Here is a 22,041-nt window from a genome sequence, read left to right on the forward strand (position 1 = left end):
TTACTTCTCCTCGGTACGGGTGTGGGTGACGGCGGGCTCGTTGCCGCCCAGAAGCAGGTAGAGCACGGCCATCCGGATCGAGACGCCGTTGGTGACCTGCTCGATGGCGGTGCAGCGCTCGGAGTCGGCGACCTCCGCGGTGATCTCCATGCCGCGGACCATCGGCCCGGGGTGCATCACGATGGCGTGCTCGGGCATCTTCGCCATCCGGTCCCCGTCGAGCCCGTAGCGCCGCGAGTACTCGCGCTCGGTCGGGAAGAACGCCGCGTTCATCCGCTCGCGCTGCACGCGCAGCAGCATCACGGCGTCGGACTTGGAGAGCGTGCTGTCCAGGTCGTACGAGACCTCGCAGGGCCAGGACCCGACGCCGACCGGTACCAGGGTCGGCGGGGCCACGAGGGTGACCTCGGCGCCGAGGGTGTGCAGCAGGTCGACGTTCGAGCGGGCGACGCGGCTGTGCAGGATGTCGCCGACGAGCGTGATGCGCTTGCCTGCCAGGTCCTGGCCGAGGCCCGCGTCCCGGCCGACGAGCCGGCGGCGCATCGTGAAGGCGTCGAGCAGGGCCTGCGTGGGGTGCTGGTGGGTGCCGTCGCCCGCGTTGATGACGGCGGCGTCGATCCAGCCGGAGGTGGCGAGCCGGTACGGGGCTCCGGAGGCGCCGTGCCGGATGACGACGGCGTCGACGCCCATGGCTTCGAGGGTCTGCGCGGTGTCCTTCAGGGACTCGCCCTTGGAGACGCTGGATCCCTTGGCGGTGAAGTTGATCACGTCGGCGGAGAGCCGCTTCTCCGCCGCCTCGAACGAGATCCTCGTCCGGGTGGAATCCTCGAAGAAGAGGTTGACGACGGTGCGGCCGCGCAGGGTCGGCAGTTTCTTGATCGGCCGGTCGGCGACCCGGGCCATCTCCTCGGCGGTGTCGAGGATCAGGACGGCGTCGTCGCGGGTGAGGTCGGCGGCCGAGATGAGATGACGCTGCATCTGTCAGGCTCCGTAAGGCAGTTCAGGTCGGGAAGCGAGGGCCCGGGAGGTGTCCCCTCGGAAGGGCACAGCCGGGCGGACGCGGGCGCGCGTGAGCGCACTCGGGGTCGTACGAGCGGACGTACGGCTGTGTGCCGCTACTGCTCGCCGGGCCGGGCGGTCCGCTTCGCACCGAGCAGCACGGTGTCGCGACCGTCCTCCTCGGCGAGCTGGACCTTGACCGTCTCCCGCAACGACGTGGGGAGGTTCTTGCCGACGTAGTCGGCGCGGATCGGGAGTTCGCGGTGCCCTCTGTCGACGAGGACCGCGAGCTGTACCGCACGCGGACGCCCTATGTCGTTCAGCGCGTCGAGGGCGGCCCGGATGGTGCGGCCCGAGAAGAGCACGTCGTCGACGAGGACGACCAGGCGGCCGTCGATGCCGTCACCGGGAATGTCGGTACGGGCCAGCGCACGCGGCGGGTGCATGCGCAGGTCGTCGCGGTACATGGTGATGTCGAGGGAGCCGACCGGGATCTTTCGGTCGGTGATCTCTTCGAGCTTGGCGGCCAGCCGCTGGGCGAGGAAGACGCCTCTGGTCGGAATGCCGAGGAGCACCACGTCGTCGGCGCCCTTGGCGCGTTCGACGATCTCGTGGGCGATGCGGGTCAGCACCCGCGCGATGTCGGGGGCTTCCAGAACGGGCCGTGCGCCGGCCTCGTACTGCTGCTTGTCCTGCTCTGAGTCCATACGAAACGGACCTCCTTCTCCGCCTCACGGGACGGATCATTAAAGGACGTCGGAATTGCGCCAACCACGGTACCAGCCCGGCAACGCCCCTGATCACCCCCTTGGCACCAGCCGTACCGGGCTCCCACGGAAGGGTCGGTCCGGACCATTCGGCTTGACGAGGCAGAGTCACGCTGCGTAACCTCACAGTGAGTCACCAGCCGCGCGGCCGAGCCGCACGTCGACACAGTGCCGGGGAGCTATATGTCCAGCGAATACGCCAAACAGCTCGGGGCCAAGCTCCGCGCCATCCGCACCCAGCAGGGCCTTTCCCTCCACGGCGTCGAGGAGAAGTCCCAGGGCCGCTGGAAGGCGGTCGTGGTCGGTTCCTATGAGCGCGGCGACCGCGCCGTGACCGTGCAGCGCCTCGCCGAGCTGGCGGATTTCTACGGCGTGCCGGTGCAGGAACTGCTGCCGGGCACCACCCCGGGCGGCGCCGCCGAGCCGCCGCCGAAGCTGGTCCTCGACCTGGAGCGGCTGGCCCATGTGCCGGCCGAGAAGGCAGGCCCCCTGCAGCGCTACGCGGCGACGATCCAGTCCCAGCGCGGCGACTACAACGGCAAGGTGCTGTCGATCCGCCAGGACGACCTGCGCACGCTCGCCGTCATCTACGACCAGTCCCCCTCGGTCCTCACCGAGCAGCTGATCAGCTGGGGCGTCCTGGACGCCGACGCGCGCCGCGCGGTCTCCCACGAGGACGCCTGACCCGTACCGGGACTGAGAAGAAACGTGCCGCCGGGGTGGCCGGAACCAGACGGTTCCGGCCGCCCCGGCGGCTTTCTGCGGGCCTCAGGGACGTCAGAGGTACGGGAACGCCGGAGGGCCCCCAGCGAGATGCTGGGGGCCCTCCGGCGTTCGTGTGTCCTGCGCGCCCGGCCCCCTGAGGGACGCGGGGCTGTGACATTGTGCGGCTCCGCCGCGGCGCGACCTGCCTCCACGGCCCGCGCGTCACATCGAACCGTGCTGAGGCCCGCCTCAGGTGTCGTCGCGCCGAAGCGACGACTTGAGCTCCTTGAAACGGCCGAGCAGGCCGTTCACAAAGGCGGGCGACTCGTCCGTGGAGAACTCCTTGGCGAGCTGCACGGCCTCGTCGAGCACCACGGCATCCGGGGTCTCGTCGACCCAGATCAACTCATAGGCGCCGAGACGCAGGATGTTGCGGTCGACGACCGGCATCCTGTCGAGCGTCCAGCTCACCGCGTACTGCGAGATCAGCTCGTCGATGCGCTTCGCGTACGTCGCGTAGCCCTCTACGAGCTGCATGGTGTACTCGCTCACCGGCGGCTGCCGGGTGTCGGTCCGGGAGTGCCGGATCCAGTCACCCAGGACCGTCTGGACGTCCACGCCGCGCTGGTCACCCTCGAAGAGGATCTGGAAGGCGCGCTTGCGGGCCGTGTTGCGGGCAGCCACGGTTAGCTGTTCACCCGGCCGAGGTAGTCGCTCGTGCGGGTGTCGACCTTGATCTTCTCACCGGTGGTGATGAAGAGCGGGACGTTGATCTGGTGGCCCGTCTCCAGCGTGGCGGGCTTGGTGCCGCCGGTGGAACGGTCGCCCTGGACGCCGGGCTCGGTCTCCTGGATGACCAGCTCGACGGCGGCCGGCAGCTCGACGAAGAGCACCTCGCCCTCGTGCTGGGCGACGGTGGCGGTGAAGCCCTCGATCAGGAAGTTGGCGGCGTCGCCGACGGCCTTGCGGTCGACCATGAGCTGGTCGTAGGTCTCCATGTCCATGAAGACGAAGTACTCGCCGTCCATGTACGAGAACTGCATGTCACGCTTGTCGACAGTGGCCGTCTCGACCTTGACGCCGGCGTTGAACGTCTTGTCGACGACCTTGCCGGAAAGCACGTTCTTCAGCTTGGTGCGCACGAAGGCCGGGCCCTTGCCGGGCTTGACGTGCTGGAACTCGACGACGGACCAGAGCTGGCCTCCGTCGAGCTTGAGCACCAGGCCGTTCTTGAGGTCGTTCGTGGAAGCCACGGTTGCGGAATCTCCTGGACTGACGTGGACGACCCCGGAACACGCGCACAGCGGGAAGCTAGAGCGCGAGCAGCTCCTTGGTCGTGATGGTGAGTAGCTCGGGTCCGCCGTCCGCCTCGGGGCGCACGACGAGCGTGTCATCGATCCGGACACCGCCCCGGCCCGGGATGTGGACCCCCGGTTCGACGGTGACCGGCACGCAAGCGTCCAGTTTACCCATGGCCGCGGGGGCCAGCTGCGGGTCCTCGTCGATTTCGAGCCCCACACCGTGTCCAGTCAGCGGAGGAAGGCCTTCCGTGTACCCCGCGGAGTCGAGAACCTGGCGGGCCGCACGGTCCACGTCACGGTAGGCGGCGCCGGGCACGAGGGCCTCGCGGCCGGCCCGCTGGGATGCGAAGACGAGGTCGTACAGCTCGATCTGCCAGTCGGCGGGCGAGGTCCCGATGACGAAGGTGCGGCCGATCTCGCAGCGGTACCCGCGGTAGGTCGCGCCGAGGCAGACGGAGAGGAAATCTCCTTCTTCGACCCGGCGGTCGCTCGGGCGGTGGCTCCGGCGCCCGGAGTTCGGGCCCGTGCCGACCGAGGTGGTGAAGGCCGGGCCGTCGGCGCCGTGGTCGACCAGGCGGCGTTCGAGTTCCAGGGCGAGATGGCGTTCGGTGCGGCCGACGAGGATGGACTCCAGGAGCTCGCTCAGCGCCTGGTCGGCGATCTCCGCGCCGATGCGCAGGCAGGAGATCTCCTCCTCGTCCTTGATGACACGCAGCTGCTCGACGGCCGCGCCGAGGTCGCCGAGACGCAGCCGGGGCGCCACCGAGCCGATCGCCCGGTGCCGGGTCACGGTCAGGTGGTGCTCCTCGACGGCGAGGGAGTCGGCGCCCTGGGCCGCGGCGAGGTCAGCCGCGGCGACGGCGGGGTCGCCGCCGGGACTCGCCAGCGTGTGCACCCGGAGGGCCTCGTCCGGCCGGCCCTCGTCGAGCGGGGATTCGGGGGGACCCCCGTACACGAGCAGGTCCTCGGTCCTGCCCAGCAGGAGGACGGCGCCGTGGGGGGCCACGCCCGCGAGGTAGCGGACGTTGGCGGGGCGGGAGATCAGCGCGGTTGCGCTGCCGCCTGCCGCGCAGCGCTCTCTCAGCCGGTCGCGGCGGGCCGCGTACGCCTCTGACATGACCCGAGCGTATGAGCTCCGCCGGTTTTGCGCCGGTTGGGGCGGCCGAGTGGGGGTGACCGTTTTGTGCCGGGTGCGGGTGGGTCGGGGCTGGGCGCGCAGTTCCCCGCGCCCCTGGGGTGGGAGGGGACCAGCCCCTCTCAGACGTTCCCTACCACTGCGGCGGGCTCGCGATCGACCTTGCCAGTACGTCGTCCAGGACTCGGGCCGTCTGGGGGACGTCCAGTTGGGAGTTGTCGATGATCGGGAGGCCCGAGCCGTACCAGCCCGCCATGCGGCCGTGGATGCGGGCGACCTCCTCGTCGGTGAGGCGGCGGTTTCCGGAGCGCTCGGCGTTGCGCTCCAGGACTATCTCCAGGCCCGGCAGGAGGACGACCGGCAGCAGGCCGGGACCGACGTGCCGCTTCCAGCCGCCGAGGCCGACGACGGGCCGGTCGGGGAAGACCGCGTCGTCGAGGATGCAGGAGATGTTGTTGGCCAGGAAGTTGCGGGCCGCGAAGCCGCAGGTGCGGCGGGCGAGACGATACTGCGCCTCCGAGTGGTCGTTCCACCCCGACTGCGGGTCCGCGAAGCCCGAGCGCACCCATTCGCGTACGTCGTCCAGGCTGATGTGCGCGGTGGGCACCCTGCGGTGGTCGGCCCAGAACTTGGCGACGCTGGTCTTGCCGGCGCCCGCGGGTCCGATGAGCAGGACGGCGAGGGTGGTGGACGTCGGATCGGGCGTGCCCGCGGCGGGCGGCGCGCTCGGCATCGGGACGGGACCGCCCGGCGGCAGCTGTACGTGGCCCGTGGTGTCCGGCGTCGGCGGTGGCGGCGGAGCGTGGTGCGGGACCGTGTGATGCGGGGCGGGCGCGTGGCCCGGCGGATGGGGGGCGGGGGGCCCGGCGGGCGCTCCGGCGAAGCCGGGGGGCGGGCCCACGGGCGCGGGACCCTGGGGCGCAGGCGCGGAGCCCGGGTGCGTGCCCGGGTGGTGCGGTCCCGGGTGTTGTGCGGCCGGCGACCAGCCGGCGGCCGGTCCGTGCCCCGGCTGGTGGGGCGGCGGCAGCGGAGACCCCACTGCGTGCTGCATCCGGTGCCACTCCGTCTCGTGTCTTTGGCTCACTCGCCGCAGGCAATCTGGCGCTGGGAGCGGGGCACCCGCCCCACTCCCTACCGAACGGTACCGTCCCCGGCCGCCGTTTGGTGAACGGCGGGGGACGGTCCGAAGTGCCCCTCCGCACAAGGCAAATCAGACCAAGTTTCGCCGGAGGGAGCTATTCGCCCACTTCGCCGTAGGCGGCGAGGAGCACCGCCGGGTCGGGGCCTTCCAGGACGGTGGGCTTGCCCAGGCCGTCGAGGACGATGAAGCGGAGGAGGTTGCCGCGGGACTTCTTGTCGACCTTCATGGTCTCCAGGAGCTTGGGCCACTGGTCGTAGCGGTAGCTCAGCGGGAGCCCGACCGACTCCAGGATCGTGCGGTGCCGGTCCGCGGTCGCGTCGTCGAGGCGCCCCGCCAGCCGTCCCAGCTCGGCCGCGAAGTGCATGCCCACCGCGACCGCCGCGCCGTGCCGCCACTCGTAGCGCTCGTTCTTCTCGATGGCGTGGGCGAGGGTGTGCCCGTAGTTGAGGATCTCGCGCAGCCCGGACTCCTTGAGGTCGGACGAGACGACCTCGGCCTTGACCTTGATGGAGCGCTCGATGAGCTCGGCGGTGTGCGGCCCCTCGGGGGTGCGGGCGCCCTGCGGGTCGGCCTCGATGAGTTCGAGGATCGCCGGGTCGGCGATGAAGCCGGCCTTGATGATCTCGGCGAGCCCGGACACGAAGTCGTTGACCGGCAGCGATTCGAGGGCGGCCAGGTCGCACAGCACACCGGCGGGCGGGTGGAAGGCGCCGACGAGGTTCTTGCCCTCGGCGGTGTTGATGCCGGTCTTGCCGCCGACCGCCGCGTCCACCATGGCGAGCACGGTGGTCGGGATGGCGATCCAGCGCACTCCGCGCAGCCAGGTCGCCGCCACGAATCCGGCGAGGTCGGTGGTCGCCCCGCCGCCCACGCCGACGATCACGTCGGTGCGGGTGAAGCCGGACTGTCCGAGCGCCTTCCAGCAGTACGCGGCGACCTCGGCGGTCTTGGCCTCCTCGGCGTTGGGCACCTGGATGGCGACGGCGTCGAAGCCCTGTCCGGCCAGGTCGGCCCGCAGCGCCTCGCCGGTCTCGGCGAGCGCCTCGGGGTGGATCACCGCGACCCGCTTGGCCCGCTCCCCGACCAACGTGCCCAGCTCGCCGAGCAGTTGGCGGCCGACCAGCACCTCGTACGGCTCGCTGCCCGCCGTGCCGCCGACGTGGATCCGCGTCACTGCCTCGCTCATGCTTCCTTCAACTCCAGTGCGTCGAGGACCGCTTGGGCGACCTCTTCGGGGGTTCGGCCGTCGGTGGCCACCACGGCGGTCGCGACCTCGGTGTAGAGGTGGCGGCGGGCGTCCATCAGCTCGCGCCACTGCCGGCGCGGGTTCACGGCGAGCAGCGGCCGTGCGGTGTTCAGACCCGTGCGCTTCACCGCCTCCTCGACGTCCATCGAGAGGTACACGACGGGCTGTCCGGCCAGCAGCGCCCGGGTGTCCGCGTCGAGGATCGCACCGCCGCCGAGTGCCAGCACGCCGTCGTGCCCGGCCAGGGCCCGGTGCACCGCCTGCTTCTCGATCTCGCGGAAGGCGGGCTCGCCGTCGTCGACGAAGATGTCGGCGATGGTGCGGCCCTGCTCGGCCACGATGTCGCCGTCGGTGTCCCGGTAGGCGCAGCCGAGCCGCTCGGCGACCAGTTCGCCCACGGTGGACTTGCCGACCCCCATGGGGCCGACCAGGATCACGCGCGGAGCGCTCACCGCACGACCAGGTTCTGGAGGTACGACTCGACGTTGCGCCGCGTCTCGGGCACGGAGTCGCCGCCGAACTTCTCCGCCACCGCGTCCGCGAGGACCAGCGCCACCATGGCCTCGGCGACGATGCCCGCGGCCGGGACCGCGCACACGTCCGAGCGCTGGTGGTGCGCCTTGGTCGCCTCGCCGGTCGCCACGTCGATGGTGGCCAGCGCGCGCGGCACGGTCGCGATGGGCTTCATGGCGGCCCGTACGCGCAGGAGTTCGCCGGTCGTCAGGCCGCCCTCGGTGCCGCCGGAGCGCCCGGACGTCCGCTTGATGCCCTCGTCGGTCCGCACGATCTCGTCGTGCGCCTTGGAGCCGGGCACCCGCGCCAGGTCGAAGCCGTCACCGACCTCGACACCCTTGATGGCCTGGATGCCCATGAGAGCGGCCGCGAGCCGGGCGTCCAGCCGCCGGTCCCAGTGCACGTGCGAGCCGAGGCCCACCGGCACGTCGTACGCGAGGACCTCGACCACGCCACCGAGCGTGTCGCCGTCCTTGTGGGCCTGGTCGATCTCCGCGACCATCGCCTTCGACGCGTCGGCGTCGAGGCAGCGCACGGGATCGGCGTCGAGCCTCTCCACATCGGCGGGGGTCGGGTAGACGCCGTACGGAGCCTTCGCGGCGGCCAGCTCGACGACGTGCGAGACGACCTCGATGCCCGCCGTCTCCTTCAGGTACGAACGCGCCACGGCGCCCAGCGCCACCCGGGCCGCGGTCTCCCGCGCGGAGGCACGCTCCAGGATCGGCCGGGCCTCGTCGAAGCCGTACTTCTGCATACCGGCGAGGTCGGCGTGACCGGGGCGGGGCCGGGTCAGCGGGGCGTTGCGGGCCAGTTCGGCGAGGATCTGCGGGTCGACGGGGTCGGCCGCCATGACCTGCTCCCACTTGGGCCACTCGGTGTTGCCCACCATGATCGCGACCGGGGAGCCCAGGGTGAGACCGTGCCGTACGCCGCCCAGGAAGGTGATCTCGTCGCGCTCGAACTTCATGCGCGCGCCGCGTCCATACCCGAGGCGACGCCTGGCCAGGTGGTCCGCCACCATCTCCGTGGTGATCGGCACGCCGGCGGGAAGTCCCTCCAGCGTCGCGACTAGTGCGGGACCGTGGGACTCCCCCGCGGTCAGCCAGCGCAACCTGCTCAACGGTGCTCCTCATGCTCGCGCCCTGGTACTGCGTACTGCCTTTGCGTACGCGCGTCCTCGCGTACGGCGCGACCGGGTGCGCGGCCCTGGCCCGCCAGTCACGATCCTCCCACGTCCGCGCCGCCCGCCCCGCCGCAGGTCCATCAGGCGGACGGCGACGTGGTCAGGTCGTGGCGTCGTCCTGGCGGGTCTGGGGTGCGTAGGCACCGAGGTAGTCGGCGCCGCGGCCCTGCCCGTACTGCGCCGCCGCGTGGACGGGCTGCCCCGTGCGCAGCGCCCGTCGGTAGGCGAGCTTGCGCTTCAGCTTGTAGGCCCAGGTCGCGAGAACGGCGACCACCACGAGCCCGAGCCCGGTCATCTGCGCCCAGTCCGGCAGGAAGCCGAGCACGGCCTCGAATATCTCCGACTTCCACGACGCCAGCGTCACATGCATGGATCAGCCCCCCGGCTCCCCCGAGTTCCGCCCCCTGCGGAACCGAAGGCCGAATCGTATAGGCCGGTCCTACCTGCTCGCGAGGGCCTTCTCGCCCGCTGTCCGCATGGCGTCCAGCGGGGCCGGAGCACGCCCGGTCATCTGCTCGACCTGGAGCACCGCCTGGTGCACCAGCAGGTCGAGGCCGCTGACGACGGCTCCTCCGTACGCCGACCAGCGCGCGGCGAGCGCGGTGGGCCACGGGTCGTACAGCACGTCGAAGAGCGTGGCGGGCCGCTCGGGGACCACGGAGGAGAGGACATCGGTGGTACCCGCCGGGGTGGTGGCGATGACGAGCGGCGCGCGCAGGGCATGCTCCGCGTCCGCCCAATCCTCCGTACGCACCTCTACGTCGAGCCGCTCGCCCCACTGCCGCATCTCGGCGGCGCGGGCCCGGCTGCGGACGTATGCGACGACCTCGCCCGTGCAGATCCGCGCGAGGGCGGCCAGCGCGGAGGAGGCGGTGGCGCCCGCGCCGAGGATCGCCGCGGAGTCCACCTGCTCGATCCCCCGCTCACGCAGGGCGGCGACCATCCCGGGGACGTCGGTGTTGTCGCCGAGGCGCCGCCCGTCCTCGGTGAACACCACCGTGTTCACGGCCTCGACGGCGGACGCGGTCCCGCTGATCTCGTCGAGCAGCGGAATGACCGCCCGCTTCAGCGGCATCGTCAGCGACAGCCCGGCCCATTCGGGACCGAGTTTCCCGACGAATCCCGGCAGAGCCGCCTCGTCGACCTCGAAACGGTCGTACGACCAGTCGTCCAGGCCCAGTTCGTCGTACGCGGCACGGTGCAGCACCGGAGAGAGGGAATGGGCGATCGGGGAACCGAGTACGGCGGCTCGGTTTCTCCGGTCTCCGTCAGTCCTTGTTGCGCCGCTCATTGAATTCCTTAACCAGTTTCTCGTGCTCACTCAAGGTCTTGGTGAAGTCCGTCTTCTTACCGTCGATGGAGATGAAGAACATCCACGCACCGCCGTCCGGACTCACCGACGCCTTCAGCGCGTCCTGGCCCGGATTTCCGATCGGCCCGGGCGGAAGACCCTTGTAGAAGTACGTGTTGTACGGGTCGTCGTAGTTGCGGATCTCGCTCGTCGCAATGTCGATCTTGCTCTGACCCTTGAGGTAGTTGTACGTCGAGTCGAATTCGAGCTTCTGGTTGGTGACGTCGTTCGTCGACTTCAGGCGGTTGTAGACGACGGCGGCCATCTTCTTGAAGTCGTCGTGCGTGATTCCCTCGGCCTGGACAAGGCTCGCGACCGTGATGACCTGCAACGGGTCGTTCAGGTTGAGTTCCTTGGCCTTGTCCTCCAGGTCGTACTTGACGTACTCTTGCTTGGCCTGCGACACCATTTCCTTCAGGACCGCCTCGGGCTTCATTCCCTTGGCGGCGGGATAGGTCGCCGGATAGAGGAATCCTTCCAGCGGGTCCTTGATGTCGCTTTCGGTGTTCGCCCAGTCCGGAAGTCCGAGGCTCTCGTACTTCTTCTTCGCGACGCCCGCGGTGGTGCCCTTGGAAAGCCCCAGCTGTTTGTCGATGGCCGCGTAGACCGTGACGTTCCGCTCGCCTTCCTTGACGACCAGGCTGCTCTGGCTCTTGGGGTCGAGCATCAGCGCGACAGCGCTTTCGGCGGACATCTCCTTCTTGAGCAGATAGGAGCCCGCCTGGATCTTGCCCCCGTCCGGATTCTTACCCTGGGCCGACACGAAGGCGTCCACACTCTTGACCACGCCCGCTGCCTTGAGCTTCTGGCCGATCACCGACCCGAAGGAGCCCTTGGGGATCACGACGGTCACCCGGTCGCTCGTACCGTCGCCCGCGTAGTCCGGCGCCGAGCCGAAACGATCCTGATAGAACTGGTAGCCGAAATAGCCGACGCCGCCGACCACTCCGGTGAGGACGAGCGTCACAACCAGGCAGGCACTGCCGCTCCGGCTCTTCTTCTCGCCTTTGCCCTTGTTCTCCTTGTCGCCTTTGCCGGCCTTGCCGCGCCGACGGCCTTTGGCCTCGTCCTCGAAGTCGTCGTCATCGTCGTCGTCGTTGCCGCCCGCGAAGAACGCGTGCTCGCCCTGGTCGGGGCCCGGGTCCCAGTCGGTCTGCGGCGGTTCCGGCTCGACTCCACGGCGGCTCGGCGGCTCCGGCGGCGGATACGCGTCGGGAGTCCCGTAGTAGTCGGCCTGCTGACCGCCGTACGCGGCAGCCTGGCCGCCGTAGGGATCGTTCGGATCGACGCCGTACGGGACCTGGGGCTGCTGCTGGTGTTGCTGATGCTGTTGCCCCGTGTTGCCCCAACCACCGTCGTACTGCTGGCCGTTGTACTGCTGGCCGTTGTTGTACTGCTGACCATCGTTGTACTGCTGGCCGTCGCCGTACTGCTGACCGCCGTTGTACTGCTGCCCACCCTGGTCGTGGTAGCCCTGCCCACCCTGACCGTTGCTGTACTGCTGCGGAGCCTGCCCGCCGTACTGGTGATCCTGGACGTACTGCTGCTGGTGACCCTGGGCGTAGTACTGCTGCTGGCCCTGGTCGTATCCGGGCTGCTGGGCGGCTCCCCAGTCGCCGTACTGCTGCTGCGGCTCCTGCGGGTGCTGCTGCGGCTGGCCGCCGTAGGGGGACTGGGCCGTGTTGGCCTCCTGTCCTCCCCATCCGCCGTCCCCGTACAACGGGTCCTCCGGATGCCACGGTTCGGAGCCTGGGCCCCGGCCATACTCAGTCATCGATCCCCTAGAGCCGCGAGGCGGCGGTCGCGGTGGCTTAACTCGGCTCGGCTCCCGTCCGCCTCTCTCCTGTGCGGAGGGTATTCGAACACCACCGCATCGCGCGGAACGTTACCGTACCGCGATCAGATGACCACTTCGACGCCCTCGCCCGGAGATGTACCTGACGCCCGTTCGGACTCCAGTGCCTGCTGGAGGATGATCACGGCCGCTGCCTGGTCGATGACCGATCTGCCCTTCTTGGACTTCACGCCCGAGGCGCGCAGTCCCTGACTGGCCGTCACTGTGGTCATCCTCTCGTCCACGAGCCGCACCGGAACGGGTGCGATCCCCCGGGCGAGGACCTGCGCGAAGGCCCGAACCTTGACGGCGGCCGGGCCCTCGCCCCCCTTGAGGGAGCGCGGGAGGCCGACGACGACCTCGATCGGCTCGTACTCCTCGACGAGTTGCTTCAGGCGCCGGTGGGCGGCGGGGACATCGCGTCCCGGCACGGTCTCCACCGGAGTGGCGAGGATCCCGTCGGGGTCGCACGAGGCGACCCCGATCCGGGCGTCCCCGACGTCGATGGCGAGCCGGCGGCCGCGGCGCATGACCCGCTCGCCCTCGCTCACTTGGCCGACTCGGCCACGAGGCGTTCGACGGCATCGACGGCGTCACCGATGGCGGCCGGGTTCTGGCCACCGCCCTGGGCGACGTCCGGCTTGCCGCCACCGCCGCCGCCGAGGGTCTTGGCGGCCGTACGCACCAGGTCACCGGCCTTGAGGCCGCGCTCGCGGGCGGCTTCGTTGGTGGCGATGACCGTCAGCGGCTTGCCGTTGACCGTCGTGAACAGGGCCACCACGGCGGCGCGTCCGCCCTGGATACGGCCACGGACGTCGAGGACCAGCCTGCGCAGGTCGTCGGCGGTCGTGCCGTCCGGCACCTGGCCGGTGACAAGTGCGATGCCCTGCACGTCCTTGGCGGAGCCGGCGAGACCGGCGGCGGCCTGCAGCACCTTCTCGGCGCGGAACTTCTCGATCTCCTTCTCGGCGTCCTTCAGCTTGCCGAGCATGGCGGAGACCTTCTCCGGGAGCTCCTCCGGACGTCCCTTGATCAGCTCCTGGAGCTGGGCGACGACCGTGTGCTCACGGGCGAGGAAGTTGTAGGCGTCGACACCGACCAGGGCCTCGATACGGCGTACGCCGGAACCGATCGACGACTCGCCGAGCAGCTTCACCAGGCCCAGCTGGGCGGTGTTGTGCACATGCGTGCCGCCGCACAGCTCCTTGGAGAAGTCGCCGATGGTGACGACCCGGACGCGCTCGCCGTACTTCTCGCCGAACTCGGCGATGGCGCCCTGCTTCTTGGCCTCGTCGATGCTCAGGATCTCGGCGTGCACGTCCAGGTCGCGGGCGAGCACCTCGTTGATCTTCTGCTCGACGTCCGTCATCACGGCCGTGGGCACGGCGGCCGGGGAGCCGAAGTCGAAGCGGAACCGGCCGGGCTGGTTCTCGGAACCGGCCTGGGCGGCCGTCGGGCCGAGGGCGTCGCGCAGGGCCTGGTGCGTGAGGTGGGTGGCCGAGTGGGCACGGGCGATGGCAGTGCGGCGGCGTACGTCGATGACGGCCTGGGCCTTGGCGCCGACGGTCACCTCGCCGACCTGGACGACGCCCTTGTGGACGTACACCCCCGGGACGGGCTTCTGGCAGTCGCGGATCTCGACGACAGCACCGGTGTCGACCCTGATGCGGCCGGTGTCGCCGATCTGGCCACCGCCCTCGGCGTAGAACGGGGTGCGGTCGAGGACGATCTCGACCTCGTCGCCCTCGGTGGCGGCCGGCGAGGAGACGCCGTCCACGAGGATGCCGACGACCGTGGACTCGCCCTCGGTGTCCGAGTAGCCGATGAAGTCGGTCTCGCCGGCGGCGTCCGCGATCTCGCGGTAGGCGCCCATGTCGGCGTGGCCGGTCTTCTTTGACTTGGCGTCGGCCTTGGCGCGCTCCCGCTGCTCCTTCATCAGGCGCCGGAAGCCGTCCTCGTCCACTGAGAGGCCCTGTTCGGCGGCCATCTCCAGGGTGAGGTCGATCGGGAAGCCCCAGGTGTCGTGGAGCAGGAAGGCCTTGTCGCCGGCGAGGACCTGGCCGCCGGCGGCCTTGGTCTCCGTGACGGCGGTGTCGAGGATGTTCGTGCCGGCCTTCAGCGTCTTGACGAAGGCGTTCTCCTCGGCGACGGCCACGGTCTCGATGCGCTTGCGGTCGGTGACGAGTTCCGGGTACTGCTGGCCCATCATCTCGATGACGGTGTCGACGAGGTCCTTGACCACCGGACCCGTGGCACCCAGCAGCCGCATGTTGCGGATGGCGCGGCGCATGATGCGGCGCAGCACATAGCCGCGGCCCTCGTTGCCCGGGGTGACACCGTCGCCGATGAGCATCACGGACGTGCGCATGTGGTCGGTGACCACGCGCAGGGAGACGTCGGAGTCCTTGCCGCTGCCGTACTGGACGCCGGTCAGCTCGGTGGCCTTCTTGATGACGGCCATGGAGGTGTCGATCTCGTACAGGTTCTGCACGTCCTGCAGAATCATGGCGAGGCGTTCCAGGCCGAGGCCCGTGTCGATGTTCTGGCTCGGCAGGTCGCCGAGGATCTCGAAGTCCTCCTTCGAGCTGCCCTCGCCACGCTCGTACTGCATGAAGACGAGGTTCCAGATCTCCACGTACCGCTCGTCGTTGACGGCGGGGCCGCCCTCGACGCCGAACTCGGGGCCGCGGTCGTAGTTGATCTCGGAACACGGGCCGCAGGGGCCCGGGACGCCCATGGACCAGTAGTTGTCCTTCTTGCCGAGGCGCTGGATGCGCTCCTTGGGCACGCCGACGACGTCGTGCCAGATGCGCTCGGCCTCGTCGTCCTCCAGGTACACGGTGATCCAGAGCTTCTCCGGCTCCAGACCGTAACCGCCCTTGTCCTGGGGGCTGGTGAGCAGCTCCCAGGCGTACTTGATGGCGCCTTCCTTGAAGTAGTCGCCGAAGGAGAAGTTGCCGCACATCTGGAAGAACGTGCCGTGCCGGGTGGTCTTGCCGACCTCTTCGATGTCCGGCGTACGGACGCACTTCTGGACGCTCGTGGCGCGGTCGAACGGCGGCTTGACCTCACCCAGGAAGTAGGGCTTGAAGGGCACCATGCCGGCCGGGACCAGGAGCAGAGTCGGGTCGTCCGCGATGAGCGACGCCGAAGGGACGACGGTGTGACCGCGCTCCTCGAAGAAGCTCAACCAGCGGCGACGAATCTCGGCCGACTCCATCAGTGGTCCTCATTCCGGTTGTACGAGTACGTCGACCTCTCGACATACGTCGGGTTCTTGCTGTACTTCGGGTCGTTGCTGTTCTCGATGGCGGCGACGCGGCGCGGGGAGGGCAGTTCCGGGTCGGCGTTCAGCCCGAGCACCTCGCCGAGTTCGGCCTCCCGCTGGACCATGCCGTCGCGGACGTCGAGTGCGAAGTCCTTGATGCGGTGGCCCGCTTCGACCGCCTTGTTGGCTGCCTGGGCCGCGAGGCTCTCGGGTGTCAGCTGCCTGAGCTTGCGGTTGACCTTGGTGGTGGCCCACACACCGGCGGCTGCGCCCGCGGTGAACCAGAACGTACGGCGGAACATCGCTGCGTCAGTCCTTCTTCCGCTTTCCCCGTCGCGCCGACGGGACGGTGCGGCCCACGATCACGGTGCGTCGCGCGGGCTTGGCGGGTGCGTCCTCGCGGCGGCCGCCGATGGCCCGGCGTACGCCGTAGCCGAACGCCGCGACCTTCACGAGGGGGCCGCCGAAGGTGGAGGCGACGGTCGTGGAGAGCGCCGACGCGTTCGACGTGACCTCCTGGACGTCCGACGCGATGGCGTCCACCCGGTCGATCTGGGTCTGTGCGGAGCGCACGGCCGAGGAGGCGTCTGCCAGGAGCGGGACGGCCTGGTCGGTCACGTCCGCGACGAGCTTGGTGGTCGCCCTGAGCGTCTGGGCCAGCCTCGCGAGTGCCACCGCGAGGAAGGAGACCAGGATCGCCCAGAAGACGGCCACCAGGATCCCGGCCACCTCTCCACCGGACACTGCGCACCCGCTCCCTGGATCGTGCCTCAACATCGAAAAGTCGTCCCCCGAGCCTATCGCGCCGGGGCTGCCGCTCCGTACCGGATTACCGCCCGCCGGAGCCGGAGTTGCGCGAAGCGATTGTACGGAGTGCTTACGGCTGAGTACGCTCCGTTCCCCATGAGGCGTTCTCAGGGTTCTCAGCGTTCCGGTGCGGGGGCCGGCGGTCACCGCGCCGGGAATCTGCCCCTGGAGCTCAACGCGTTCGTGGGCCGCGCGGCCGAACTGACCCAACTGGGTGCGGCCCTCGGCGCGGCACGACTGGTGACCGTGACGGGTCTCGGCGGGGTCGGCAAGTCCCGGCTCGCGGCGCGCGCGGCGGCCAGAACCCGGCCCCGCGACGGGGTGTGGCGCGTGGAGCTGGCCGCGGTGCGGGAGGCGGAACTCGTCGAGTACGCGGTCGTCGAGGCCCTCGGTCTGACGGATCACACGTCCCGGCCGCCGCGTCAGGTGCTGCTCGACCATCTGTCCAAACGCCAACTCCTGCTCGTACTGGACGGGTTCGAGCATCTGGTGGACGTGTGTGCCTCGCTGGTCGGCGAGCTGCTGCGGCGGGCGCCGGGGCTGCGGGTGCTCGCCGTGGGGCGCAGGCCGCTGGCGGTGGAGGGCGAGCGGCTGTTCCCGCTGGCGCCGCTGACCGAGCGGGAGGCCGCCGAGCTGTTCGCGGACCGGGCGGCCGCGAGCACACCGGGGTTCACCCTGCATGACGGCAACCGCGCGGACGTGCACGAACTGTGCCGGCGGCTGGACGGCATCCCGCTCGCGGTCGAGTTGGCGGCGGGACGGCTGCGGGCCCTCTCCCCCGCGCAGCTGCTGCTGCGGCTCGACGACCGTTTCCGGCTGCTGACGGGCGGCGGGCGCGACGCGCTCCCGCGCCACCAGACGCTGCGGACGGCCATCGGCTGGAGCCATGAACTGTGCACGCCGGAGGAACGGCTGCTGTGGTCGCGGCTCTCGGTGTTCGCCGGGCAGTTCGACCTGGAGGCAGTGGAGTACGTGTGCGGGGGCGACGGCCTGCATCCCGACAACATCCTCGACGTGCTGGGCGAGTTACTGGCGCAGTCGGTGGTCACCCGTGAGGAGGGCCCGGCGGGCGTGCGCTACCGCATGCTGGACACGGTCCGCGCGTACGGCGCCGACTGGCTGGGGGCGACGGGCGACACGGCCCGGCTGCGGCGGCGCCACCGCGACTGGTACATGGGGCTCGCCACCTGGTGCGAGCTGGACTGGTTCTCGCCCCGGCAGCGCGAGGTGGCCGCGCGCGTGGAGGCGGAGCTGCCGAATCTGCGCTGTGCCATGGAGCAGTGCCTGTCCGAGCCGGGCGGCGGCCATCTCGGCCAGTACCTCGCGGGCACGCTCTGGTTCTACTGGGTCGGCTGCGGCCGGCTGTCGGAGGGGCGGCACTGGCTGGAGCGGACGGTTCTCCTCGACACCGACCACGAGCGCTCGCGGCTGAAGGCGCTGTGGGTGCTCGGCTATGTGGCGATCCTCCAGGGCGACACCGTGGCGGCGCTCGCCGCGCTCGCCGAGTGCCGGGAGAGGGCGGAGCACAGCGGCAACCCCCTCGCGGTGGCCTACGCCGAGCACCGCACCGGCTGTCTGGCCCTGGTCACCGACGACATGGCCCGTGCGGAGACACTGCTGCGTTCGGCGCTCGACCGCTATCACGAGATCGGCGAGCTCAACAGCAACGTCCTGATGGGCCAGGTCGAGCTGGCGATGACGCTGGCCTTCCAGGGTGATCTGCCGGGCGCGGTCCGGCTGTGCGAGGACGTGCGCCGGGTCTGCCTGGACCACGGCGAGCGCTGGACCCTCGCGTACGCGCTGTACGTCCTGGCGTACGCGGCCTGGACCGAGGGCGATCTGCCCGGGGCCCGGCGGTTGCTGGCCGAGTGTCTGGACATCAACCACGTCTTCAACGACCTGCTCGGCACGGTCCTGGCGATGGAGCTGCTCGCGCTGGTCACGGCGGCGGAGGGCGACGCGGCCGAGGCCGCGGTCCTCCAGGGCTCCGCGTCCCGGATGTGGCCGTCGGTGGGCCTGCCGCTGTTCGGCTCCGCCTACTACAACGCCCCGCACGAGCAGTGCGAGGCGACGGCCCGGGAACGGCTGGGTGACGAGCGGTACGAGGAGTGCGTACGGGCCGGTGAGCGGCTCGGCCGGCAGGCGGCGGTGGGCCGGGCACTCGGGCACACCCGGCCGCGGCTGCTGGGTGCGCTGCCGCCGCCGCGCGGCCTGCCGGAGCCCCCGGACATGCGAAAACCCGCCGCCTCGCCCACCCGGAAGGGCGGGGAGACGACGGGCTGACGCACAGGTGGTGCTACATCCGGCTGAGGGTGATCAGCGGGCGTAGTACTCGACGACGAGCTGCTCGTCGCAGATCACCGGGATCTCCTTGCGGTTCGGCTCGCGGTCCAGGCGGAAGGCCAGGGCGCGGAGGTTCACCTGGAGGTAACGCGGGGTCTCGCCGTCGGGGGCGAAGCCGCCCTCGCGGGACACCTGGAACAGCGTCTTCTCACGGCTGCGCTCGCGGACCATCACGACGTCGTCGGGCTTGACGCGGAACGACGGCTTGTCGACCTTGCCACCGTTGACCTCGATGTGGCCGTGAACGACCATCTGGCGGGCCTGGTAGATCGTGCGGGCGATGCCCGAACGCAGAACCAGGGCGTCGAGACGACGCTCCAGCTCGATGACCAGAGCCTCACCGGTCTTGCCCTGCGTCTTGGCGGCACGCTCGTAGGCGCGGACGAGCTGGCGCTCGGACACGTCGTACTGCGCGCGCAGACGCTGCTTCTCGAGCAGACGGACCTTGTAGTCCGAGTTCTGCTTACGGCCACGGCCGTGCTCGCCCGGCGGGTAGGGGCGGGCCTCGAAGTACTTGACAGCCTTCGGGGTCAGCGCGATGCCGAGGGCACGCGACTTCTTGACCTTGGGGCGGGACTGGTTCGGCATGAACCAAACACCTCATGTTTCTGATGCGAATACGGCTTCACCAGGGTTAGGGGAGGTCGCAATCCGCAGCCTGGGAAACCCTGCGGGTCCGGTCGGTCGAACCCGCGGGGCAGCCGCTCCCTGGTCTGGGCACATACGTGCAGCACGCGAGAGGCCCACCGACCGATTCCCGGAGAACCGGGAGGGTGATGGGCTGCCCGCGACACCTTCGACGGTGCGCGACGCTCCTGGAATCCCCGCCTTGCGGTGAGGGTTCCGGCTGGATGTCCCGTTCTGGTGATGTCGGCTTCCTTGTTAGAGGAGGCCGGACACGGGACGCAGCGCTTCGAGGAGTCTACAGGGTGGTCAGGACCGGTCAGGACCGCCCTCGACCGAGGTGCTTCCTGGTCCATTCCACCGCGTCCGCGTAGCGCGCCTCGGCTCCGTGGCGGGTCGGGGTGTAGTACTCGCGGTCCTTGAGCTCCTCCGGCGCGTATTGCTGGGGGGCGATTCCCTCGGGCAGGTCGTGCGGGTACACGTACCCCTGCGCGTGACCGAGCTTGGCCGCGCCCTTGTAGTGCCCGTCGCGCAGGTGCATCGGCACCGGGCCCGCGTGGCCCTTGCGTACGTCCTCCATGGCGGCGCCGATCGCCGTCGTCGCCGCGTTCGACTTCGGGGCCAGGGCCAGGGCGATCGTGGCGTGGCTGAGGGTGAGCGCGGCCTCGGGGAAGCCGATCATGGCCACGGCCTGGGCGGCGGCGACCGCTGTCGGCAGCGCGTTCGGATCGGCCAGGCCGATGTCCTCGCTGGCGGAGATCATCAGTCGGCGGGCGATGAACCGGGGGTCCTCGCTGGCCTCGATCATCCGGGCGAGGTAGTGCAGCGCGGCGTCCACGTCCGAGCCGCGGATGGACTTGATCAGCGCGCTCGCCACGTCGTAGTGCTGGTCGCCGTCGCGGTCGTACTTCACGGCGGCCCGGTCGACCGTCTCCTCCAGGGTCTGGAGGGTGATCTCCGGCTCGCGCTTGTCGAGCGCGGACCCGGCCGCGGCCTCCAGCGCGGTCAGCGCGCGGCGGGCGTCGCCACCGGCGATCCGCAGCAGGTGCTCCTCGGTGTCCTCGGGGAGCGTGACGGCGTCCTTGAGGCCCCGCTCGTCGGTGAGGGCCCGGCGGAGCAGTCCGCGCAGGTCGTCGTCCGTGAGCGGTTCGAGGGTCAGGAGCAGCGAGCGGGACAGCAGCGGGGAGATCACCGAGAAGTACGGGTTCTCGGTGGTCGCGGCGATCAGCGTCACCCAGCGGTTCTCGACGGCCGGGAGCAGGGAGTCCTGCTGGGCCTTGCTGAAGCGGTGGATCTCGTCGAGGAAGAGGAGGGTCTCCTTGCCGAAGCCTCCGGCGGCCCGACGGGCGCCCTCGATGACCGCGCGGACCTCCTTGACGCCGGCGGTGATCGCGGAGAGCTCCACGAAGCGTTTGTCGGTGGCCTTGGAGACCACGTACGCCAGGGTCGTCTTGCCGGTTCCCGGCGGTCCCCAGAGGATGACCGAGGACTGGCCCGCCGGGCCTCCGCCGTCGCCGACCAGTCTGCGCAGGGGTGAGCCCGGCTTCAGCAGGTGCTGCTGGCCCACCACCTCGTCGAGGGTGCGCGGGCGCATCCGTACGGCCAGGGGGCTGCTGGACGGGTCCTTCTCCTGGCGTTCTTCGGCTGCGGCGGTGAACAGGTCGGGCTCCACGTCCAAAACCCTATGTCACGCCACTGACAACGCCGTCGGCCCGGTGGAATCCACCGGTTCCGCCGGTCCGCTCCTCAACGGGCGGCGGCCCGTCAGCTGGTCCAGAAGTCCCACCAGCGCGTCAGGACCAGCATGCCGATGATCCCGATGTGCATGACCGGCAGCACCCAGGCGAACTCGCCGAGGAAGCCCTTGACCCAGCCCGGCGCGGGCAGGAAGCCGTTGCGGACGTTGTGCGAGGTCACGGACCAGAACATGATGATCGTCGCGACCCAGGCGAGGGAGCACCACAGGCACAGCGAGTTGATGTTGTACAGCGACTGGTACTGCAGCCAGGTGCAGAAGCCGACGCCGAACAACGTGCCCGCGTTGAAGGTCAGCCAGTACCAGCGCGGGAAGGTGGCGCGGCCGAGCAGGCTCATGCCGACGCAGATCACGATGCCGTAGGCGACGAGGCCCATCATCGGGTTCGGGAACCCGAAGGCGGAGGCCTGCTCGCTCTTCATGATGTTGCCGCAGGAGACAACCGGGTTCAGGCTGCAGCCCGGGGTGAAGTTCGGGTCCTCCAGCAGCTTGAACTTGTCGATGGTGATGACCCAGGAGGCCAGCAGTCCGGCCGCGCCCGTGATCACCAGCAGAAGAGCGAGGAACCGGCCGCCGCCCACGGACCGTGGGGCCTCGGCACGTTCCTGGTCGTGGGAGTCGGTGCTGATGCCTTCCCTGACTGTCGTCTTGCTCATCACGCCGTTTCCGTAGCTTGAGGGGGCCTTCCGGGCACGGTCATTGTGCCGCACACGCGCGCGTGTCCACCGTTCGATGGACATAAGGAAGTACGCGCGACGGCCCCGGAACGTTCGCCTCGGCAGGACGCTCGACGGCATGCCAGCACAGGCGCAGCCGCTCCAGGGCCACCCATCCGTGACCCTCGCGCATCGCCATCATCTGCCAGGACGAATCGACACTCACCGAGTTGACGATGCACCGGGGGCTCCGCACCCGAACCCCCGCTCCTCAAACGCCGGAGGGGCTGAATTTCAGCCCGTCCGGCGTTTGAGGACGAGCGCGTCAGCGCGATAGCGGGGGTCTGGGGGCGGCAGCCCCCAGGGGACGGGACGGGAAGGGGCGGCGGGGGCGAGAAACGCCCCGGTCAGG

21 protein-coding genes are annotated in these 22,041 nt (G+C 70.1%); 2 read left to right on the forward strand and 19 right to left on the reverse strand.

The features are described from left to right. On the reverse strand, window positions 1-978 hold the full coding sequence (locus ACH4YP_RS23900) for an aspartate carbamoyltransferase catalytic subunit (RefSeq protein WP_361058219.1): 978 nt from the start codon (window positions 976-978) through the stop codon (window positions 1-3). 137 nt (window positions 979-1,115) lie between these two features. After that, on the reverse strand, window positions 1,116-1,706 hold the full coding sequence (pyrR, locus tag ACH4YP_RS23905) for a bifunctional pyr operon transcriptional regulator/uracil phosphoribosyltransferase PyrR (protein WP_189839872.1): 591 nt from the start codon (window positions 1,704-1,706) through the stop codon (window positions 1,116-1,118). 243 nt (window positions 1,707-1,949) lie between these two features. On the opposite strand from pyrR, the gene bldD reads away from it, so the two are divergent. Beyond that, complete coding sequence (gene bldD / locus ACH4YP_RS23910) at window positions 1,950-2,450, forward strand: transcriptional regulator BldD (RefSeq protein WP_027751102.1); 501 nt, start codon at window positions 1,950-1,952, stop codon at window positions 2,448-2,450. 270 nt (window positions 2,451-2,720) lie between these two features. Here bldD and nusB read toward each other — a convergent pair whose 3' ends face one another. The 14 genes from nusB to ACH4YP_RS23980 all read right to left on the reverse strand — a co-directional run bounded on the left by nusB (window position 2,721) and on the right by ACH4YP_RS23980 (window position 16,220). Then, entirely contained in the window at window positions 2,721-3,155 is a 435-nt protein-coding gene (gene nusB, locus ACH4YP_RS23915; RefSeq protein ID WP_398492364.1) for a transcription antitermination factor NusB, read from the reverse strand. A gap of 2 nt (window positions 3,156-3,157) precedes the next feature. Next, a complete protein-coding gene (efp, locus tag ACH4YP_RS23920; RefSeq protein WP_398399563.1) occupies window positions 3,158-3,724 on the reverse strand; it encodes an elongation factor P in 567 nt (188 codons plus the stop codon). 58 nt (window positions 3,725-3,782) lie between these two features. Beyond that, window positions 3,783-4,889, reverse strand: a complete 1,107-nt coding sequence (locus tag ACH4YP_RS23925; protein ID WP_361069782.1) for an aminopeptidase P family protein — start codon at window positions 4,887-4,889, stop codon at window positions 3,783-3,785. A 151-nt stretch (window positions 4,890-5,040) separates the two neighbouring features. Further along, the gene (locus ACH4YP_RS23930) at window positions 5,041-5,958 is read right to left on the reverse strand and encodes a Pro-rich N-terminal domain-containing protein (RefSeq protein ID WP_361069785.1); all 918 of its coding nucleotides are present in this window, start codon (window positions 5,956-5,958) and stop codon (window positions 5,041-5,043) included. 184 nt (window positions 5,959-6,142) lie between these two features. Continuing rightward, complete coding sequence (gene aroB, locus ACH4YP_RS23935; RefSeq protein ID WP_361069787.1) at window positions 6,143-7,234, reverse strand: 3-dehydroquinate synthase; 1,092 nt, start codon at window positions 7,232-7,234, stop codon at window positions 6,143-6,145. Continuing rightward, window positions 7,231-7,713 carry a shikimate kinase gene (locus ACH4YP_RS23940; RefSeq protein WP_361069814.1) on the reverse strand — a complete coding sequence of 161 codons (483 nt, stop codon included), beginning with the start codon at window positions 7,711-7,713 and terminating at the stop codon, window positions 7,231-7,233. The genes aroB and ACH4YP_RS23940 overlap by 4 nt, the downstream gene beginning before the upstream one ends. Window positions 7,714-7,742: 29 nt before the next feature. Then, window positions 7,743-8,927 carry a chorismate synthase gene (gene aroC / locus ACH4YP_RS23945; RefSeq protein ID WP_055618429.1) on the reverse strand — a complete coding sequence of 395 codons (1,185 nt, stop codon included), beginning with the start codon at window positions 8,925-8,927 and terminating at the stop codon, window positions 7,743-7,745. A 163-nt stretch (window positions 8,928-9,090) separates the two neighbouring features. After that, window positions 9,091-9,360, reverse strand: coding sequence for a hypothetical protein (locus ACH4YP_RS23950; protein ID WP_266741751.1), 270 nt, complete (start codon window positions 9,358-9,360; stop codon window positions 9,091-9,093). A gap of 69 nt (window positions 9,361-9,429) precedes the next feature. Further along, window positions 9,430-10,281 (reverse strand): shikimate dehydrogenase, encoded by an 852-nt coding sequence (locus tag ACH4YP_RS23955; RefSeq protein WP_398492367.1) that lies wholly within the window; start codon window positions 10,279-10,281, stop codon window positions 9,430-9,432. After that, complete coding sequence (gene mltG, locus ACH4YP_RS23960; protein WP_398492369.1) at window positions 10,259-12,115, reverse strand: endolytic transglycosylase MltG; 1,857 nt, start codon at window positions 12,113-12,115, stop codon at window positions 10,259-10,261. The genes ACH4YP_RS23955 and mltG overlap by 23 nt, the downstream gene beginning before the upstream one ends. Before the next feature lie 125 nt (window positions 12,116-12,240). Then, window positions 12,241-12,705 (reverse strand): Holliday junction resolvase RuvX, encoded by a 465-nt coding sequence (gene ruvX, locus ACH4YP_RS23965; protein WP_266742349.1) that lies wholly within the window; start codon window positions 12,703-12,705, stop codon window positions 12,241-12,243. A gap of 17 nt (window positions 12,706-12,722) precedes the next feature. Beyond that, entirely contained in the window at window positions 12,723-15,395 is a 2,673-nt protein-coding gene (alaS, locus tag ACH4YP_RS23970) for an alanine--tRNA ligase (protein WP_398492371.1), read from the reverse strand. Continuing rightward, window positions 15,395-15,745 (reverse strand): DUF6167 family protein, encoded by a 351-nt coding sequence (locus ACH4YP_RS23975; RefSeq protein ID WP_143635400.1) that lies wholly within the window; start codon window positions 15,743-15,745, stop codon window positions 15,395-15,397. The genes alaS and ACH4YP_RS23975 overlap by 1 nt, the downstream gene beginning before the upstream one ends. 7 nt (window positions 15,746-15,752) lie before the next feature. Beyond that, window positions 15,753-16,220, reverse strand: a complete 468-nt coding sequence (locus ACH4YP_RS23980; protein ID WP_143635401.1) for a DUF948 domain-containing protein — start codon at window positions 16,218-16,220, stop codon at window positions 15,753-15,755. Between the two features lie 126 nt (window positions 16,221-16,346). Between ACH4YP_RS23980 and ACH4YP_RS23985 the strand changes: the two genes are divergently transcribed. Continuing rightward, window positions 16,347-18,533 carry an ATP-binding protein gene (locus ACH4YP_RS23985; RefSeq protein WP_398492373.1) on the forward strand — a complete coding sequence of 729 codons (2,187 nt, stop codon included), beginning with the start codon at window positions 16,347-16,349 and terminating at the stop codon, window positions 18,531-18,533. 33 nt (window positions 18,534-18,566) lie between these two features. Here ACH4YP_RS23985 and rpsD read toward each other — a convergent pair whose 3' ends face one another. From rpsD to ACH4YP_RS24000, 3 genes are all read right to left on the reverse strand, one after another. Then, on the reverse strand, window positions 18,567-19,181 hold the full coding sequence (gene rpsD, locus ACH4YP_RS23990; RefSeq protein WP_306940983.1) for a 30S ribosomal protein S4: 615 nt from the start codon (window positions 19,179-19,181) through the stop codon (window positions 18,567-18,569). Window positions 19,182-19,536: 355 nt separating this feature from the next. After that, entirely contained in the window at window positions 19,537-20,889 is a 1,353-nt protein-coding gene (locus tag ACH4YP_RS23995; protein WP_398492375.1) for a replication-associated recombination protein A, read from the reverse strand. 92 nt (window positions 20,890-20,981) lie between these two features. Then, window positions 20,982-21,629, reverse strand: coding sequence for a vitamin K epoxide reductase family protein (locus ACH4YP_RS24000; protein WP_361069811.1), 648 nt, complete (start codon window positions 21,627-21,629; stop codon window positions 20,982-20,984). Window positions 21,630-22,041 lie beyond the last annotated feature (412 nt).

The sequence above is a fragment of the Streptomyces sp. NPDC020747 genome (genome assembly GCF_044334695.1).
GTDB lineage: Bacteria > Actinomycetota > Actinomycetes > Streptomycetales > Streptomycetaceae > Streptomyces.

Excerpts from the sequence above, each read along its gene's own strand:
- ACH4YP_RS23900 (WP_361058219.1), bottom strand. The coding sequence starts at position 978 with ATGCAGCGTCATCTCATCTCGGCCGCCGACCTCACCCGCGACGACGCC.
- pyrR (WP_189839872.1), bottom strand. The coding sequence starts at position 1,706 with ATGGACTCAGAGCAGGACAAGCAGCAGTACGAGGCCGGCGCACGGCCC.
- bldD (WP_027751102.1), top strand. The coding sequence starts at position 1,950 with ATGTCCAGCGAATACGCCAAACAGCTCGGGGCCAAGCTCCGCGCCATC.
- ACH4YP_RS23925 (WP_361069782.1), bottom strand. The coding sequence starts at position 4,889 with ATGTCAGAGGCGTACGCGGCCCGCCGCGACCGGCTGAGAGAGCGCTGC.
- ACH4YP_RS23930 (WP_361069785.1), bottom strand. The coding sequence starts at position 5,958 with ATGCAGCACGCAGTGGGGTCTCCGCTGCCGCCGCCCCACCAGCCGGGG.
- aroB (WP_361069787.1), bottom strand. The coding sequence starts at position 7,234 with ATGAGCGAGGCAGTGACGCGGATCCACGTCGGCGGCACGGCGGGCAGC.
- ACH4YP_RS23940 (WP_361069814.1), bottom strand. The coding sequence starts at position 7,713 with ATGGGGGTCGGCAAGTCCACCGTGGGCGAACTGGTCGCCGAGCGGCTC.
- ACH4YP_RS23950 (WP_266741751.1), bottom strand. The coding sequence starts at position 9,360 with ATGCATGTGACGCTGGCGTCGTGGAAGTCGGAGATATTCGAGGCCGTG.
- ACH4YP_RS23955 (WP_398492367.1), bottom strand. The coding sequence starts at position 10,281 with ATGAGCGGCGCAACAAGGACTGACGGAGACCGGAGAAACCGAGCCGCC.
- mltG (WP_398492369.1), bottom strand. The coding sequence starts at position 12,115 with ATGACTGAGTATGGCCGGGGCCCAGGCTCCGAACCGTGGCATCCGGAG.
- ruvX (WP_266742349.1), bottom strand. The coding sequence starts at position 12,705 with ATGCGCCGCGGCCGCCGGCTCGCCATCGACGTCGGGGACGCCCGGATC.
- alaS (WP_398492371.1), bottom strand. The coding sequence starts at position 15,395 with ATGGAGTCGGCCGAGATTCGTCGCCGCTGGTTGAGCTTCTTCGAGGAG.
- ACH4YP_RS23975 (WP_143635400.1), bottom strand. The coding sequence starts at position 15,745 with ATGTTCCGCCGTACGTTCTGGTTCACCGCGGGCGCAGCCGCCGGTGTG.
- ACH4YP_RS23980 (WP_143635401.1), bottom strand. The coding sequence starts at position 16,220 with ATGTTGAGGCACGATCCAGGGAGCGGGTGCGCAGTGTCCGGTGGAGAG.
- ACH4YP_RS23985 (WP_398492373.1), top strand. The coding sequence starts at position 16,347 with ATGAGGCGTTCTCAGGGTTCTCAGCGTTCCGGTGCGGGGGCCGGCGGT.
- rpsD (WP_306940983.1), bottom strand. The coding sequence starts at position 19,181 with ATGCCGAACCAGTCCCGCCCCAAGGTCAAGAAGTCGCGTGCCCTCGGC.
- ACH4YP_RS24000 (WP_361069811.1), bottom strand. The coding sequence starts at position 21,629 with ATGAGCAAGACGACAGTCAGGGAAGGCATCAGCACCGACTCCCACGAC.